Here is a 16,358-nt window from a genome sequence, read left to right on the forward strand (position 1 = left end):
GTTTTGTGGGTTGAAGCATTTGTGAATCTGGTTTAAGCATACAAAAAAGACGCCGAAGCGTCTTTTGAAGAAGTTTACATTTTTTATAAAAATTCAACTTCCTATTCGCCGGACCCCGGAGCCGAGCCCTTGCGGTATTGGTTGGGGGACATGCCCATCACCTTCTTGAACGCGGTGCTGAAATAATGCTGGCTCTCGTATCCTACCCGCTCCGCAATCTCCAGAATGCTCAGATCGGTGGAGGTCAGGAGCTGGATCGCCTTTTTGATACGGGTCCCAGTCACCAAGCCCACGAAGGTGGTCCCGAGCTCCTGCTTCACCACCCGGCTCAGATAGACGGGTGATACCGCAAGCAGCCTCGCGCACGATTCCAGCGTCAGATCGGGGTCGTGGAACTGCTCCCGGATGGTCTGCCTGGCCTTCCGGACCAAGGGGGACACCGCCGTTTCCTTGAATACATTGGCCTTGCACTGTCTGTAGGCATCCCCGATCTCGGCAAGCGGGTGGTCCACCCGCTCGGCATAGACCTGGACGGGAATCTTCAGGTAGGTCTGAACCGCCTGCTCCAGGTCGTGGAAGACCGAATCCGGCGCCTCCTCCCACAGACAGGCGACGATCAAGTCCGCGCGGTCCCGGAAGAGGACCTTGGGGTACTCCCGCAGCAGCTCCTCCGCCATGTTCTCGACGGCAAACAGAAACAGCTGCCGGTCGTTCTCCTTCATAATCCGCTGATCCCCACGGATCTCAGGCCAACGGATCACCCCCATCTGAACCGGGGGACGCTCGGGCAGCTTGAGGAAGCCCAGCTGCTCCAGAATTTCGGATTCCGTCAGCATCCCCTGGATCCAATCCGTACAGAACCGCTCCCGCAATAGAGGGAGATTCTTCGCGATCTGCTTGGATGCCAGCTCCAGCTGCTCCTCCCGCTTCTCGCTTGCGTCAAGCTCCCCCGCCACACGGCTTAGCACCGTTCTCAGCTGGGCGGGATCCACCGGCTTCAGGATGTAATCGTCCACCTGCATACGGAGGGCCTCCTGGGCATAGCCGAACTCATTGTGCCCCGTAATGATGATGATCCGGGTACCCGGAAGCTGCTCCCGGATATGCTTGATCAGGGTCAGTCCATTCATGATCGGCATGTTCAAGTCCACTAGGATGACCCGAACCTCATGCCGGACCGCCAGCTCCAGCGCTTCCTCTCCGTCCTCCGCCTCGGCGGCCACCTCCATCCCGTAAACCCGCCAATCGACGGAGCTTCGGATGCCCGACCGGATCCACGGCTCGTCATCTGCGATCAGTACCTTCCACATGCCAATCCCCCTCGCCTTTCGTATAATCGTCCAGATAAGGATGCCGGATGGTTACCGACGTTCCCTTTCCCAACTCGCTCTCGACAGTCAGCCCGTATGCATCGCCGAACGTCAACCGGATCCGGGCCTGAACGTTCAGGAGCCCGTAGCCGCTTCGTTCCTTCTCCTCGGCCCCTTCCGGCTCGTCCGCCGAGACCGCATTCAGGCTGCGCCGGAGGTCCGCCAGAACCTCCTCCGTCATTCCCTTGCCGTCATCCGTCACCCGCAGCACCAGCAAGCCGCTCTCCCGCTTCGCTTCGATGGAGATGTGGCCCGGACCCCGCCGCTCCTTAATACCGTGGTAGATCGCGTTCTCCACCAGCGGCTGCAGCAGCAGCTTCAGCACCCAGAGCCGTTCCAGAACAGGGTCCATCTCGACGGTATAATTCAGCTTGTCCAAATACCGGGTCTTCTGGATCACCAGATAGCTCTGGATATGCTCGATCTCTTCCGTCAGGCGGATCACGTCGTTGCCCTTGCTCAGTCCGATCCGGAACAGCTTCGCCAAGGAGCCGACGACGGTGGCCACCTCCTCCACTCCCTCCTTCCGGGCCATCCACTGGATCGTATCCAAGGTATTATAGAGGAAGTGAGGCTTGATCTGGGCCTGCAGACTCCGGAATTCCGCTTCCCGCTTCTGCTTCGCCTGCTGCTCCGTCAGTTGCAGCAGCTTCGCGATCTGCGAGATCATAGCGTTGAAGCTGCGTCCCAACTGTCCCACCTCGTCCTTCCGGTTTCCTTGGTACCGGCTGTTCCAATCGCCCCCCTCCGCCCGGTGCATCAGCATGTTCAGATGCACGATGGGCCGGGAGATCGAGTGGGAGAGATAGAGGGATGCGGCAACCCCCAAGAGACAGATGACGAAGACGAAGCTGACGACAAAAAACTGAATCTGCCGCGACTCCTGCACGGTTTCCCTGGAAGAGAATACCCCCACCGTCGTCCATCCGGTGAAGGGAGACTTCTGGTAGATGAACTGCAGGCGTTCCCCTTCGATGGTCTTGGAGAAGGTTCCGCTGACCGAGTCGCCTAGCCAGCCTGCAGGAATCTGCTCGACCAGCGGATTCCTGGGGGAATAGATGCTTTCCCCGGTTCCGTCGATCACCATCAGATAGCCCGTCTTCCCCAATCGGACATCCTTGACCGTTTCGGCAATGACCCGCAGCTTCAAATCAATCAGGACCACGCCCCGGAGCGCTTGCGTCTGCGGATCCAGAATCGCCCGTACGACGGAGATGACCTCGTCCTCGCGGTAATTGGCATGGCTGGCAATCCTCCTGCCGTTGGGGTGACCCAGCACCTTGAACAGGCCTTCGTTCCGGACCGCCTCCGTGAACCAGGCCTCCTCCCGCAAGCTTCCGTCTCCGGTGCCGTACAGCTCGTTGCTGATGTAGCCCCCTTTGGCATCCGCCACCAGGATGCCGGACACCTCTGTGTGCAGCGTGGTGAAGCCCTGCAGGAATTGGCGAAGCTCGTACTCCTTGTCCTCCTGCAGGCGGGGATTCTGCAGGAACTGGGCCACGGTCGGATTGAATGAAATCAGATACGTCATATTTTGCAGACTGGTCGTATAGAATTCCAGCGTTTTATTCGCTTTGCTGATCAACTGCAGCGTATTGTCATTGACCTGCCGCTCGATGACCCGGTCGGAGACGAGGCCGACCAGGAAGCCCATTCCGATGGAGGGCAGAATGCTGATCAGAAGGAAGTGGGCAATCAGCTTATAACGGATGGGCATATCATTCAGCTCGAACCGGAGCCATTTCCACATCTACACCTCTCCCTTCCGGGTGCCTTCACCGTTACTTGGCATAGAACCGATCCACATTCTCGCCGGTCACTACCGTTATGCCGGTGTCCACGTAAGGTGGAAGCGTCGAGACGCCTTGGTTGGCGGAGCTGCCCGGCTTCGCCAGTCCGTGCTTCACATGGAAGAGGAACTGCAGAGACCAGTAGCCCATATTCCAGGTGCCCTGCGCCATGGTGGCGGAGATTGTCCCCTGCTTAACCAGGTCCAGCGTCTGCTTGTCCGTATCGAAGCTGACGATCTTAACCCGTCCTGCGTCCTGTCGGACACTGAGCGCCTCGGCGACACCGACCCCTCCGTTGGCATAGGTGACGAACACCCCCGACAGATCCGGATGATTTCGCAGCACCTCCAGCATGGTCATCTTGGAGGAGAGTGAATCGCCCTTCCCATCCTCCACGGCCGCGATCTCGATCCGAGGGAACTCCTTGCGGATCGTCTCCATGAAGCCCTGCGTCCTCTCTTGATGGTTCAACTGATTCGGCTGAGTGATTACCGCTACCTTCCCGCTCCCGCTCAAGATGTCCGCCATCTTGCGGGCAGCCGCCACTCCCGCCTGTACGTTATCCGTAGCCAAGAACGAGTAAGCCTTGCTGGTGACCGCTCCGGAATCGAAGAGCACAACGGGGATTCCCGCCTCCACCGCTTTGTCGATGGTGGACGACAGCTCTTGTGGATTGATGGCCGACAGCGCGATTCCGGCCGGCTTCCGGGCAATGATATGCTCCAGCACCGTAATCTGCTCCTTTAGATCGTATTGGGTAGCCCCCCGGTATTCCACGGATACGTTCAGCGCCTCCGCCGCGTCTTCGAAGCCCTTCAAGCAGCTCTTCCAGTATTCAATTCCGGCCTGGAAGGTGACCATGACATATTTCTCGTCGATGCTGCCCTTGATTCCTTCTTGAATGACCGGCCCCCGGGTATCCTTGTACAGATACTGGATGACGTACAAGCCGAAGATCAACACCAAGACCAAATAGATAGCCGCCACTCTCTTCATCTTACCGGTCTTCCCCCTGTCTTGTCCGGATAGTATGCGTTTACATTCACTATATTCGGTTCGCGTCTGTTTGTCATCGGCCAAAACAGAGGTTCGCACTGCGGCACGGGGAGATTCTATCGGCATTTATGGAATGAACCCTGAAGATACGGGCAATTTATCCATACACACTTCACTCCGGAGGAGCGGATTCCATGGTGGAGGACATCATCGCTGAGATAACGAGAAGCAGCGGGCGAAAATCCCTGTTCCACTTCACACGCGCTCGGAATCTGCAGGTGATCGCCGCTTATGATGCCCTGCTGTCCAGCGGCATCCTGAATCCCGGTTCAACCGGAGCCCGCCGTACCGTTCCGATGGAGCTCCTGCTCGGGAATCAGCGCGTTACGATCAATCCTCACCTTCGGATTCCCGACCAGATGCTCTATTCCGGTGTGACGCAGGAGCAATTCCGCGCATGCCTGGACCGCCATGTGTTCTTCTGGCCGACGCGGAGAGATTGCCTGAAGATGATGGAGACCTATGCCCGAAGAGAACCGGCGGAGCCCTTCGCCGTCTTGGAATTCGACGCGGTTTCCCTGCTAAGCGAACACGTTGCCCGCGCCAAGCTGTCCAAGTATGATTCGGGAAGCGCACCGCGGTTTCCCCATACCTGCAGGTACAGGAAAACCCCGGATATGTTCTTGCCGCTTCCCCGGTTTCGGACCGTTACCGATGCATTAGTCCCGGTTAAATCCTCCGAAATCCACGAGGTGCTGATCGAGGAACGGGTGAGCCATGTATCCCGGCATTTGCGCGCCGTTTATGCCGATGCGGAAGCCTTCGTCCCGGCCTGCTGGATGGAGCGGATACGGCCGTATGCGGAGCTGCTGGGCCGCGTATGAACGCGGCTGCGCATGCCGGGCACAAGAACGTTGCACCCGTTGGAGCCGCTCCGAACGGCAAATAACCCCTTTCGGGGCTATTGGGGCAAGCGGTATCCCCAGGCTGCACGACGGTTCTCTATCCAATATATTGGCACAGAACCTGGTTGAACCGGTCGCGCTCCTCCCAGAATGCCCCGTGACCGCTGTAGTGGAACGGGACCAGCTGGGAATGGGGGATCAACTGATGCATCGCCAGGGCTTGCGGGTAAGGAATGATTTTGTCGTGAATCCCGTGAATGATCAGGGTCGGGACGTGGATTCGAGGCAGATCCGAGGCCATCGGCTCATCCCGCAGAAGCCGGATTACCGCTGCCGTGGACCAGCTGGCCGCTTGCATACCCAGTCCGATGAACCATTCCGAGAACGGGACGGTGACGAATTGGAAGAAGAAGGTCTCCGCCACCCCCCGCATCATCTTCGGCCTATCGTTCAAGGCTTCCTGCAGCAGCTGATGGGCGGTATCCTGCGTGAAGCCGGTGGGAGCCGCCGCATCGACCAGCACCAGCCGGGCTACCCCGTATCCGTTATGCCGGGACACATACCGGAGGGCGATGGCTCCTCCCGTGGAATGTCCGACGAGGGTGAAGCTCTCCAGCTGAAGCGCAGCGATCACCGCATGAATGTCGTCCGCCAACCGGTCGAAGGTATATCCATGATAGGGCTTATCGGATTGCCCGAAGCCCCTCCAGTCTATGCCGATGCAGCGGTATCCCATAGCCGGCAGGACATTGAATTGGTATTCGAACTGCTTATGGCAGAGCGGCCAGCCATGAAGAAACACAATGGTCTTCTTGCCTCCAGGGTTCACATCCTCCACATACAGCTTAACCCCAGGCTCTACGGTCACCTCATATCCCATGTCGAACCTCCCGCTATAACCATGATGCTACCAGTGTATGCGGGGTTCCGCCCAACTTGCCGAATCTAGCGATATATGGGGCACCGCGTTCGTTCTAGTAACTGCGTTCTCCCCATCTAATCATCAAAAAGCTTAATTAGATTGTGTCTAATCTCCAACAAGTTGTAAAAAAGATAAATAAAGTGTCGAAATTCCTCGCAGAACAATATATTGTAGAGAAATAGAGATCATTGTATGGAGAGGCTGGTATTATGAGCGGTCTGAAACAACGTTTCCGGGTAAGATTCACCGTTCCCCTACTGATCTTGACCGCCCTATTGGCCTCCGGGCTGAATCCGCCGCTTATCCATTCGGAAGCCGCGAACAAACGGATCCTGATCCTTCATTCCTACGACAGCGGACTTCAGTGGACGGACGATCAGTCGGACGGCTTCCTGGAGGAGCTGCGCCGCTCCGGGATTCCCTTCACCGCATCCGTGGAATATTTGGATTGGAAGCATTTTCCTACCGGTGTGAACTTGGAGCGGTTCACCGAAACCATCCGGTATAAATACGCTCATACCACACTTGACCTGGTCATGGTGACGGACGATACCGCACTGGAGTTTGCCATGGAGCACCGGAAGGATCTGCTGCACGATGCCCCCTTGGTTTTCAGCGGCGTCAACAGTATGAGTCTCCCCTCCCTCCTAAGCGATACCAAGAACGTTGCCGGCATCATCGAAGAGGTCGATCCCGTGGGCACCGTTCAAGCCGCTTTGACGATCAATCCGTCTGTCTCCGACGTCCACCTCCTTTTCGACAATTCGGAGAGCGGCTCTTCCACCGGCCATTTGGTGATGGAAAGGCTGGAGAGCCAGTTCCCCTACCTTAAGCTTCACCCCCTGAACAATCTTTCTTACCGTCAGGTATTGGACCACGTCCGGACCTTGGGGAAGCAGGACATTGTGCTGATGACCACCTATTTCAGCGACGGTCTGGGGCAAGTCGTGGAATTCTCGGAAGCCGCCCAGGCCATCAGCCTGGAAAGCACCGTCCCCGTCTACCATCTCTACGACTTCGCCTTACGCAATGGCGCCTTCGGCGGCAGCATGACCAGCGGCAGACTTCAAGGCGAAGCCGCCGCCCAACTGGGCATCCAGCTCCTGAAGGGAGCACCGGTCGGCAGCCATAGCTATATGCCTGCGCGTACGATCCGCAAGGTGTTCGACTACGAGCAGCTGAAGCGGTTCGATATTCCCGTCACCCGTCTTCCATCGGACAGTGAGATCATCAACCGTCCCGTAACGTTTTACAGCACCTATAAATCTCTGGTTTGGAGCACGCTCGGTGCCTTCACCGTGTTGATCGGCTTCATCACCGTTCTTATCTTCTACATCACCCGGATCCGGAGGATGAGGATCAGTCTGGCCCGGAGCGAGGAACGGTTCCGTCTGGCGGCGAACGGCTCCCAAGCCGTCATCTGGGATCTTGATCTGGAGTGCGGCCGCTATTTCTTCTCGGAGAGCTGGTACGAGCTCTTGGGGTATGAACACGGCGAGCTGAACGAAGTAGCTGGCGGCTGGCGCAGCATTCTTCATCCGGAGGACTCCCATAGGCTGGAGCAGGAAATGTCCGGGCATCTCAGCGGAAGGACCCCCTACTTCCAGTGTGAATACCGCTTCCGCTGCAAGAACGGCGATTACAAGTGGTTCGAGGGCAAAGGCAAGGGCTTGAGCGGGCCGGAGGGCCGCTACATCCGGCTGGCGGGGTCCTTGATCGACATTACGGAGCGCAAGGAATACGAGATCAAGCTGTACAACAGCTATCAGGAGCTGGAAACCACCTACGAGGAGCTGACGGCCACCCAAGAGGAGCTCCAGGACAACTACAACACGCTGGTCCACAGCCAAGCGGAGCTTCATCAACTGGCTTACTATGACGCCTTGAGCGGCATGCCGAACCGGGTCTCCCTATTGGCCGAGCTGGACCGGTTTATGGACAAGGAGCCGGACCGGTCCGCCACGATCCTGTATGTGGACATCGATCATTTCAAGTATATCAACGATACCTTGGGACATACCGCAGGCGATCAGCTGATCCGGTACGCGGCGGACCGGCTTACCTCCTGGACGAAGGACAGCGACACGGTGTACCGGCTGAGCGGGGATGAGTTCATCCTCTTCCTGAAGCGAGGCCACGATTCGGAGAGCGGAATCGCCGCGGGCTTGATGGAGTTCTTCCGGGAGCCGGTGCGCGTGAACGACATCGATCTGTACATCTCCGTCAGCATCGGTGTGGCCCGTTATCCCGAAGACGGCAGGACTGCCGAGGAGCTTCTGAAAAAAGCGGACATGGCCATGTACAACGCCAAGTCGGCCGGACGTGGCCGGGTGGTCGAGTACCACCCCTCCATGACCGATACCTTCAACAACCGGATGGTCATCGAGACCCATCTGCGCTTTGCGTTGAAGCGTCAGGAGTTCATGGTCTATTACCAGCCCAAGGTCGAGCTCCGGACCGGAGCCGTCACCGGCTTCGAGGCGCTGATCCGCTGGCACAACCCGGCGCTGGGCTTTGTCTCTCCCCTGTCCTTCATCCAGGTGGCGGAGGACTGCCGGCTCATCGGTCCCATCGGCGATTGGGTCCTGCGGGAGGCCTGCACCTTCATTCGAGAGATACAACGCCGGGGCTACCCGGATGCGGTCATCTCCGTGAACCTGTCCGTGATCCAGCTCATCCAGGAGGATTTCGTGCAGTCCGTGCTAGCCGTGCTGGAGGAGACCGGCTTGCCTCCCCAATGCCTGGAGCTCGAGATTACGGAATCCATCTTCATGGAGTCCTACGAGAACGCCATCGGCAAGCTCCGGATTCTTCATGGCAAGGGGGTCCGGATCGCGCTGGACGACTTCGGCACCGGTTATTCCTCCCTGAGCTACCTCATGCAGCTGCCCATTACGACCCTGAAAATCGACAAATCCTTCATCGATCAGGTTCCCGGCCGCAATGGGGAGAAGACCTTGACCGAGGCCATCATCACCATCGGTCATCAGATCGGCCTCGAGGTCGTGGCCGAGGGGGTGGAGATGCAGGAGCAGATGGAATACCTGCGGCTCAATTCCTGCGACACCATCCAAGGGTATCTGATCAGCAAGCCGCTTCCCGAGCGGGAGGTCTTTACCTTCTTGGACCGATACGCAGCGAACCCCTAGCATCCGAACACGAAGAAGGGTACCTCCGCTTGCGAGGTACCCTTCTTCTTTGGGACTTGTTAATCCAATATCCGGAACGAATCCACGATGGCGTTGAACATGGCTGTATTGGCCCCTGTTCCGTGCGCTTGATTCATGACAACGTCGATCAGATACAATTTCCCGTTTTTGGCGGCTGCATAAGTCGTCTTCTTGAATGCGGCACCGTTGGTACTCTTGGTCGTGTATTCCCATTTGTAGCCTGATTGCCCGGCAAGCTGAGTCGGGCCTTTGGAAGTCACCTTGAAATCAGAGGAGGCGTTGCCGGATTGTTCCATGGCATAATCCACCGCCCGCTTGTACTGCTCCAGGCTGCCATCCACTACAGTGACGGAGACAACGCCAGCACTAGCCGAGAAAATGACGGAACCCTTGTCATTTTTCTCCTGGGTCCAGTAATGCGGAACGGAAACCGAGAATTTCTCGGTTTTGAATTTATGCTCTTCAACCTTGGTCCGATCCACGAAATCCCGGTCGTCCTCGATAAAGCCGTAGGAGGTGTTGATTTTGCCCGTCAGCTCAATGGACTTCAGCAGCGTATCCGCCAGTACCGAGTTATCCTTCCCCTTCGTGAATACGACATCAAATTCGTATTTATAATTTCCTTTGAACATGTAATAGCCGTAGATGGTGGACCACTGATCACTCAGCTTGGTGGAGTACTTCAGCTTAATGGCTTTGGCTCCGTTGATTTCAATCGGTATCGGTTGCTCCATCTTCAAGGCATCCGATACCAGATCCGCCTTCATGTCATCCATTTCGCGTTGAACCCACTTCTCCAGGGTATCCTGATCGGCAATGGAGGTCATGCGAACGGTTAATGCTTCGGTGCTGTCCTCGCTGTAGAAGTTTTGCCATTGGGAGTTCTTAGACATTCTCCATTCGGCCGGGATCTGTACCTTTAATCCGAGGTCTTCGTTGTTGTAAGGACGGCTGCCGTCCTTCACCGTAGACAGATCTTTGATGCTCCCATCCTCTTTGTTATAGGACGGGCGGAAGCTATTCAGCAGATCGCTGTAGGATTTGGTTTTCTCCGCATTCTTGAAATTCTCTTCCTTCTTGACGATCAGGTGGAGGAAATAGAGGCGTTCGTCCGACTGGTAAGCCCGGTGCTCGTAATAGCCCTCTTTGTCCTTGGCCACGATCTTGGCGTAAGTCATGTCGCCGTCTTTGACCGTCTTCTTGTCGAGGACCGTTTCATTGCCCTCCACTTCTTCGGACAGCCTCTTTAACAGAGCTTCCGAACTGACCGGACTATGATCCTCCTCAATCCATACAATCAGCTGGTACTCGCCATCCGCTTGGTTGAACTTCACGGCATCCTCGCGGAAAGAAATCTGATCCTTCCGAAGATCCGTCGGGTACTTCATGCTCCAGCCGTAATAGCTGTTGCCGATCTTGGTTTTCCCTGCATCAATGTCCATCCCTGTGCTGCCGGACGTGCCGCCGGATTTGGCTCCGGTAATTTTAATGGTGCCAGTGGCATCATCGAAGCTTACCTTAGCACCGAAGGTTTCGGAAATGAACCGGATCGGAACCATGGTCGTGTCATTCTTCAATTCAGGAGCAGCTGATAGCAGCTTCTCCGTTCCGTTGACCTCTGCCTTCAGACTGCCAATGACCAGCTTAACGGTCTGACCGCCGTATTTGAGCGTAATGGTTTCGGTATCTCCATCCCATTGCAGTACGGCACCGAATGCGGTCGTGATAACCCGCATCGGCACCAGTGTGGTGTCGTTGGATAAGTAGGGAGCAGCCCCCTTGGACTCCATTCCATTGATCATCACTGTCTCACGGTCGAGCTGCAGCTCGATATCGAGCTGATCCGCATCCGCAGCATGAACAGCGCTTGCCGAGAAGAGGCAAAAGACGGCTAAAGCTAAAGTTAAGAATACCTTCTTCATCTGACTGATGAGTCTCATCGGGCACTTCTCCTCTTAAGGTTAATGGTCTGTTACCGCTTCAGCCAGCGTGATGGTGCGGTTGACCAGGTCCCCTTGGGACAGGAGGGTCAGCTTCACTTTATCGCCCGGCAAATAAGCCTTCAGGAATTCATTGAGATCAATTTCAGACTTCACATTGACACCATCGACGGAGTATAGGATGTCGCCCGCTTGGATGCCCAGCTTATCTGCAGCACTACCTCGCTCCACTCTCTTAACGGTCATCGGTTCATCCGTAGGAAGTCCCACGACCGCCGCCCAGCTCTCCTCCACCTCGAAGCCTAGAACCGGACGCTTAACCCGGCCAAACCGGTGGAATTGGTCCATCACATAGCGGACCGTATCCACAGGAATCGAAAAGCCCAGACTCTCCACCCCAACCGCGGCGAATTTCAGGGAGTTCACGCCGATGACCTCCCCCTTCATATTCATGAGAGGCCCGCCGCTGTTTCCGGGATTGATCGCCGCATCGGTCTGAAGCAGCTTATAGGTGGAATGAACCGCCCGGTTCACCCCGCTGATGATGCCGGCAGAGGCTGAATTCCGAAGGGCAAAGGAAATGGGAGTTCCAATGGCCACAACAGAATCTCCAACCTCCACGTCCGCCGTATTCGCCAGAGGAATAACGGTCAGCCCCTTTGCCTCAATCTTCACCATGGCCAAATCGCTGTCTTCATCCACATATGGTGCTTTCGCCTCGTACTGTTTGCCTTCGGAAGTGACTACCACCAGCTTCTTCATCCCTTTGACTACATGGGCGTTCGTGATGATCCAGCCGTCCTCTTCCACTACGAATCCCGTGCCGTGAGCCAGATTATACCGGTCGTCCAGCGATGCGCTGCGTCCTTCGCCCTCCGGCTTGCCGATAATTGCCACGATGGCCGGAGAAGCAGTCTTAACGACCTCCGCCACCCGGTTGGGCTGCGTCAGAGTGAAGGTCCCGGATTCTGCGTCGTACTCACCATCCGCCCCCAAAGCGGAAACAACGGCGCTGGCCTTCACGAACAGCTCGCCGTCAATCCATTTGGCGTCCATGCTGGCCTTCTTCGTCCCCGCCGCCGCGGCGGGTGTTCCTCCGGCCAACAGCATGATCGTAATGATCCATAATACCGCCTTCTTAGATGCCATCCATTTCACTTCCCTTTGCGATAACTAGAACTAGGTTTTTTACCATTCCATACCACTCCATATTAATGAGCCCCCTTTGCATAATCTGTCGAATTATGTCACATCAATTGTGAACGTTATGAGATTGCAAACGCCTCCCCAAACCCGGTATGATGGAAGAAAAAGCAGCGAGGTCCTGATCCCATGCCTATCTCCTCGATCCTGCACAGCCGCCGCAGCAGAAGACGGCTCATCGCGGCAGGCGCCTCCTTGGCCGTCTTGGGAGTGCTTACCTTCTATCCGCTTCCCTACTTCTTGAAGACGCCGGGCTCCGCCGAGCAGGTGAAAACCCGGGTCACCGTAGCGGACTCCCGCTGGACGGAAAAGGGTGACTTCCTCTTCACCACCGTATTCCAGCACGTGAAGCCGGGCATTCTCGAGTATGCCTTCGTCCGGCTGACCGAGGATTATACCGAAACCGTCCCTGTCGAGCAGGCCATCGGCAATGTCTCCGACGTGGACGCCTACCAACAGCTGACGGAGTGGATGCGGGTGGATTCCGAGGCCAGCTCCGTTCTGGCCGCCTATCATTATTTGGGCAAGCCCATCCAAGTGGAGCAGACCGGCGTCATCATCCGATCCTTCCTCCCCAATGCTCCTGCAGCCAAATCGCTGCACGAGGGCGATATCATCATCGCGGCCGACGGCAAGCCCGTGAAGACCGTCCAAGATCTGGCCGGCCAGTTGAAGGGCAAGAAGAAGGGCGATACCGTGCTCCTCCAGATCAAGCGCGGGAGCAAGACCGTGGAAGCCAACGTTCCGGTCATCGAGCTGGATTCCGAGAACGGCACGCCTCGGCTGGGCATCGGCTTTTATCACGCCCAAGTGCAGAAGGCCGTTCCGGATCTCCCCATCCGCTTCCGCCTGGATGATATCGGAGGGCCCTCCGCCGGCCTGATGCTCTCCCTCGACATCGTCTCCAAGCTGGAGCAGAAGGATTACACCCGGGGCCGCAAGATCGCCGGTACAGGCACCATCGATGCCGACGGCAACGTCGGGCAGATCGGAGGCATCCGCTTCAAGCTGGTGGCGGCCAGCCGGGAAGGCGCCGAGTATTTTCTGGTGCCGAAGGACATGGGGGAGACGGATTCCAACCAGAAGGACGCGGAGCAATTCCTGCGTTCCTACTCTACCTCCATGAAGCTGGTGCCCGTGGGAACCTTGAAGGAAGCCGCCGATTTCCTGGCCGCGCTCCCGGAGCAATAACCCTCTTTCCTTACTGCCCGTTTCATAATAGGATGGAGATAGAGAAGTCCGTATAAATTAGGAGGAAGCACACCACCATGCTGGACATGAAAAAAGCTTATTCTACGTTGGGACTGGACGAGAATGCAACCGAAGAGGACGTCGAGAACCGGTACGCCCTGCTGCTTCGGAAGAAGAGGAACCGCACGGACGAGGAGGATCGTGCTGCGGGGGAGCCGACGATGTCCGAGATTACCGAGGCCTATAACTTCATCAAAGGGGCGGCCATCGAAGAGGAGATCAAGCAGAAGGAGCCCAAGAGCAAGACTGCGGCCCGGATCGGCTATATCTACGAATATTACCGCTGGCACATCATCGGCTCCATCCTTGCCTTGGTCCTGATTATCTATACCGCATCGAGCGTCATTGACAGCCGGAATGAAGAGAAGCGGATCGCCCGGGCGGACCTGAAGGTGACTCTCTTCATGGACTACCAGATCCAGAACCCGCAGCCCTTCGAGGTGAAGATGCTGGAAGGGATCAAGGAGTGGAAGGACATTCACCTGGTCGAGCAGTTTGCTCCTATGGATCCCAAGGACGAATATGGTATGGCGATGCTTCAGAAGGCCATGATCTCCATGGCGGCGGACAAAGCTGATTTGTATATCATGGATCAGGGCAATTTCGAGAAGTACGGGAAACAAGGCGCCTTCTTGAATCTCGAGAACCAGCCCGCGCTGTCCGCCACTGCCAAGGAGAAGCGCCGCACGCTGGACATCGAGAAGGAAGGCACCCAATGGGTCGGCATCGAGGTGTCGAACAGCCCGGCACTCAAGAGTCTGAATCTTCCCGCGGGAGACCGCATCGCCGTCATCCGGATCAATGCGGCCAAGCCCGACAATGCCTTGAAGGCCATCCAGTGGCTGTCCCAGCCCTAAATTCACTCCCCTTCAGCCACCGGCTGGAGGGGGTTTTTGTTTGTGGAAGACAAGTGTATTAAGAGTCGAGGACCCGGTCATATACTACAGCGTTACCATTGACTGGAGGTGTCTTCATCGTTGAATCCGCATGCTTCCCGGAACGTGTTGGAGGAACACCGGTTTTGGCTGAAGCTCCTGGAGGATCACGCGCAGTTTCTCTTGGAGCGCCTTGCTCCCGACGAGTGCAATTGGCGCAGCCGGGCCGCCCGTTATGCCGGAGGGTTCGCAGCTCTTCTCTCCCAGCTGGACGGACTGCCCGCTCCCCCTGCGGCAGGCTCTGCCGCCTGGATCGGCTTCGCCAAAGAGGCCCATCCATGGGCTGCCGGGTATTACCAGCTGGAGGGTCACCTGCAGTCCAGCCTGCTGGCGGGCGGGGTCGGACTTCGACTGCCCCCTGTCTTTTTGAACGGAACCATGAATGAGAACCAGGAGTACCTTCGGCTGCTGAAGTATTACGTGCAAGGGGCCGATGCGCCTGCCCTCCCCCTGTGGGATCTGATGGAGCTGTGGCTGGAGGACCAGCTGGGGCATGCCGGACTGGTCCGGGAGCTTGCCGGCGAAGAGGAGCCGGGCTTGGCTCAGGAAGCGGCCGCTGCCCAAGAGGCCCTGTCGGCGCATCTCCTCCGCAACCGGTACATCTACGGGTACCTCCGCTTCTCCCCGCCAGGATTCCCCCTCCAGCTTGAGGCGGCCCAAGCCGCCGCAGATTGCGTGGAACGCTTCATCCAGTCCCTCTGGGATGCGGTTAAGACCCTATCCGGCGCCAAGCCGAGCCTCTCCTTCCTCCTTCGGTTCCTGGAGCATCAGATCCTCGAGGGGACCTATTTCCTCGACCAATTATCTCCTTGGCTGGCTCAGGATCCGGTTCGGCCTTCGTCGCCGCCTTCCGGGCCACGGAATACGAGCGAATAATCGGATTCTCCGGACGGAATGGATGGGGCGGAACTGGCAAAGGATAAGGAGCGAGGTGATTGCCGTTGGGCAGCTATCGCTTAATCGCGCCGTTCATGCGTACAGCGGTCCTGGTCCTAGCCGGACTTCTGCTGCTTCTGTCCCAGCCGGGCTCCGTCCGGGCGGAGGAGGAGGAGCTCTACGTGGCCATTCATAAGAAGCGCCACCAGTTGACGGTGGTGATGAACGACGTTCCAGTCTATTCCTTTCCCGTGGCAACCGGACGCGGAGATCTGACGCCGGAAGGCGAGTTCCGTATCGTAACGAAGGTTTACAAGCCCTTTTATCTGCGCAAAAAAATCGCGGGCGGCCATCCCGACAACCCGCTCGGAACCCGTTGGATGGGACTTAGTGTCGGCAACGGATACAAGTACGGCATCCACGGCACGAACCGCCCTTGGCAGATCGGGCAATCCGCCAGCTCCGGCTGCATCCGGATGAGAAACAAGGACATCGAGTACTTATTCCGGCATATCCCGCTCCGGACCAAAGTGGTGATTACCGATGATTGACCGCTTGGAGCTGCCAAAAATCAATTTGCTTTCTCCGAAAAAGCCCAATAGGCCAGACTGCGGGTTCCCGAGTCCGGCCCATTGGGCTTTTTTGTCCTAGAATCTGGCCGTGAACTGCTTCAGATCCTCCACAATATCTTGGGCAAAAGCCTGATCCGCCTCCGAATCGCCGCTCTCCTTGGCATCCTCCGACTCGCATCGGCTCTGGAATTCCTTGCAGAGGGAATCCGCGACGAACTGGGCGTTCACACCATAATGCTTGATGATGGAGAACAATTGATCCAGGTTGTCGTGATTGTCGATAATTTCATTTAACCGGCTCATAGCTGACCTCCTTTCCTCATGAACAACCTTTAGGATTCCCCGGAGTTTTCAACAAAAATACAAAGTCTTCCGGCCAAAGCCTTCCTAGCACCCTATATAATAGTAAGCATTAGAACGTCCACAAA

Annotated in this window: 13 protein-coding genes; 6 read left to right on the top strand and 7 right to left on the bottom strand. The window is 56.9% G+C overall.

Translation table 11 applies throughout. The features are described from left to right. Positions 1-101 precede the first annotated feature (101 nt). From ACSEXW_RS01015 to ACSEXW_RS01025, 3 genes are read right to left on the bottom strand one after another with little or no spacing between them, the layout of a single operon-like run. The gene (locus ACSEXW_RS01015; protein WP_438444220.1) at positions 102-1,310 is read right to left on the bottom strand and encodes a response regulator; all 1,209 of its coding nucleotides are present in this window, start codon (positions 1,308-1,310) and stop codon (positions 102-104) included. Beyond that, a complete protein-coding gene (locus ACSEXW_RS01020; RefSeq protein WP_438444221.1) occupies positions 1,285-3,120 on the bottom strand; it encodes a cache domain-containing sensor histidine kinase in 1,836 nt (611 codons plus the stop codon). The genes ACSEXW_RS01015 and ACSEXW_RS01020 overlap by 26 nt, the downstream gene beginning before the upstream one ends. A gap of 31 nt (positions 3,121-3,151) precedes the next feature. Next, entirely contained in the window at positions 3,152-4,156 is a 1,005-nt protein-coding gene (locus ACSEXW_RS01025) for a substrate-binding domain-containing protein (RefSeq protein ID WP_438444222.1), read from the bottom strand. A 194-nt stretch (positions 4,157-4,350) separates the two neighbouring features. On the opposite strand from ACSEXW_RS01025, the gene ACSEXW_RS01030 reads away from it, so the two are divergent. Continuing rightward, the gene (locus ACSEXW_RS01030) at positions 4,351-5,040 is read left to right on the top strand and encodes a DUF7002 family protein (RefSeq protein ID WP_438444223.1); all 690 of its coding nucleotides are present in this window, start codon (positions 4,351-4,353) and stop codon (positions 5,038-5,040) included. Between the two features lie 118 nt (positions 5,041-5,158). On the opposite strand, the gene ACSEXW_RS01035 is transcribed toward ACSEXW_RS01030, so the two are convergent. Then, the gene (locus tag ACSEXW_RS01035; RefSeq protein ID WP_438444224.1) at positions 5,159-5,941 is read right to left on the bottom strand and encodes an alpha/beta fold hydrolase; all 783 of its coding nucleotides are present in this window, start codon (positions 5,939-5,941) and stop codon (positions 5,159-5,161) included. Between the two features lie 251 nt (positions 5,942-6,192). Between ACSEXW_RS01035 and ACSEXW_RS01040 the strand changes: the two genes are divergently transcribed. Beyond that, the gene (locus ACSEXW_RS01040; RefSeq protein ID WP_438444225.1) at positions 6,193-9,132 is read left to right on the top strand and encodes an EAL domain-containing protein; all 2,940 of its coding nucleotides are present in this window, start codon (positions 6,193-6,195) and stop codon (positions 9,130-9,132) included. 59 nt (positions 9,133-9,191) lie between these two features. Here ACSEXW_RS01040 and ACSEXW_RS01045 read toward each other — a convergent pair whose 3' ends face one another. Together ACSEXW_RS01045 and ACSEXW_RS01050 are read right to left on the bottom strand one after the other, a co-directional pair. Continuing rightward, positions 9,192-11,093, bottom strand: a complete 1,902-nt coding sequence (locus ACSEXW_RS01045) for a copper amine oxidase N-terminal domain-containing protein (RefSeq protein ID WP_438444226.1) — start codon at positions 11,091-11,093, stop codon at positions 9,192-9,194. 21 nt (positions 11,094-11,114) lie between these two features. After that, positions 11,115-12,242, bottom strand: a complete 1,128-nt coding sequence (locus ACSEXW_RS01050) for a S1C family serine protease (protein WP_438444227.1) — start codon at positions 12,240-12,242, stop codon at positions 11,115-11,117. A 183-nt stretch (positions 12,243-12,425) separates the two neighbouring features. Between ACSEXW_RS01050 and ACSEXW_RS01055 the strand changes: the two genes are divergently transcribed. The 4 genes from ACSEXW_RS01055 to ACSEXW_RS01070 all read left to right on the top strand — a co-directional run bounded on the left by ACSEXW_RS01055 (position 12,426) and on the right by ACSEXW_RS01070 (position 15,909). Beyond that, complete coding sequence (locus ACSEXW_RS01055) at positions 12,426-13,487, top strand: YlbL family protein (RefSeq protein WP_438444228.1); 1,062 nt, start codon at positions 12,426-12,428, stop codon at positions 13,485-13,487. 77 nt (positions 13,488-13,564) lie between these two features. Continuing rightward, positions 13,565-14,404: a hypothetical protein gene (locus ACSEXW_RS01060; RefSeq protein WP_438444229.1), complete on the top strand. Its 840-nt coding sequence runs from the start codon at positions 13,565-13,567 to the stop codon at positions 14,402-14,404. A 120-nt stretch (positions 14,405-14,524) separates the two neighbouring features. Continuing rightward, a complete protein-coding gene (locus ACSEXW_RS01065; protein ID WP_438444230.1) occupies positions 14,525-15,358 on the top strand; it encodes a DUF2935 domain-containing protein in 834 nt (277 codons plus the stop codon). Positions 15,359-15,423: 65 nt separating this feature from the next. Next, positions 15,424-15,909: a L,D-transpeptidase gene (locus ACSEXW_RS01070; protein WP_438444231.1), complete on the top strand. Its 486-nt coding sequence runs from the start codon at positions 15,424-15,426 to the stop codon at positions 15,907-15,909. A gap of 96 nt (positions 15,910-16,005) precedes the next feature. On the opposite strand, the gene ACSEXW_RS01075 is transcribed toward ACSEXW_RS01070, so the two are convergent. Next, entirely contained in the window at positions 16,006-16,233 is a 228-nt protein-coding gene (locus ACSEXW_RS01075; RefSeq protein ID WP_438444232.1) for a hypothetical protein, read from the bottom strand. Positions 16,234-16,358 lie beyond the last annotated feature (125 nt).

Origin of the sequence: Oryzibacillus soli (genome assembly GCF_051594765.1) — a bacterium.
In the GTDB taxonomy this organism is placed as follows: Bacteria; Bacillota; Bacilli; order Paenibacillales; family NBRC-103111; genus Paenibacillus_AR.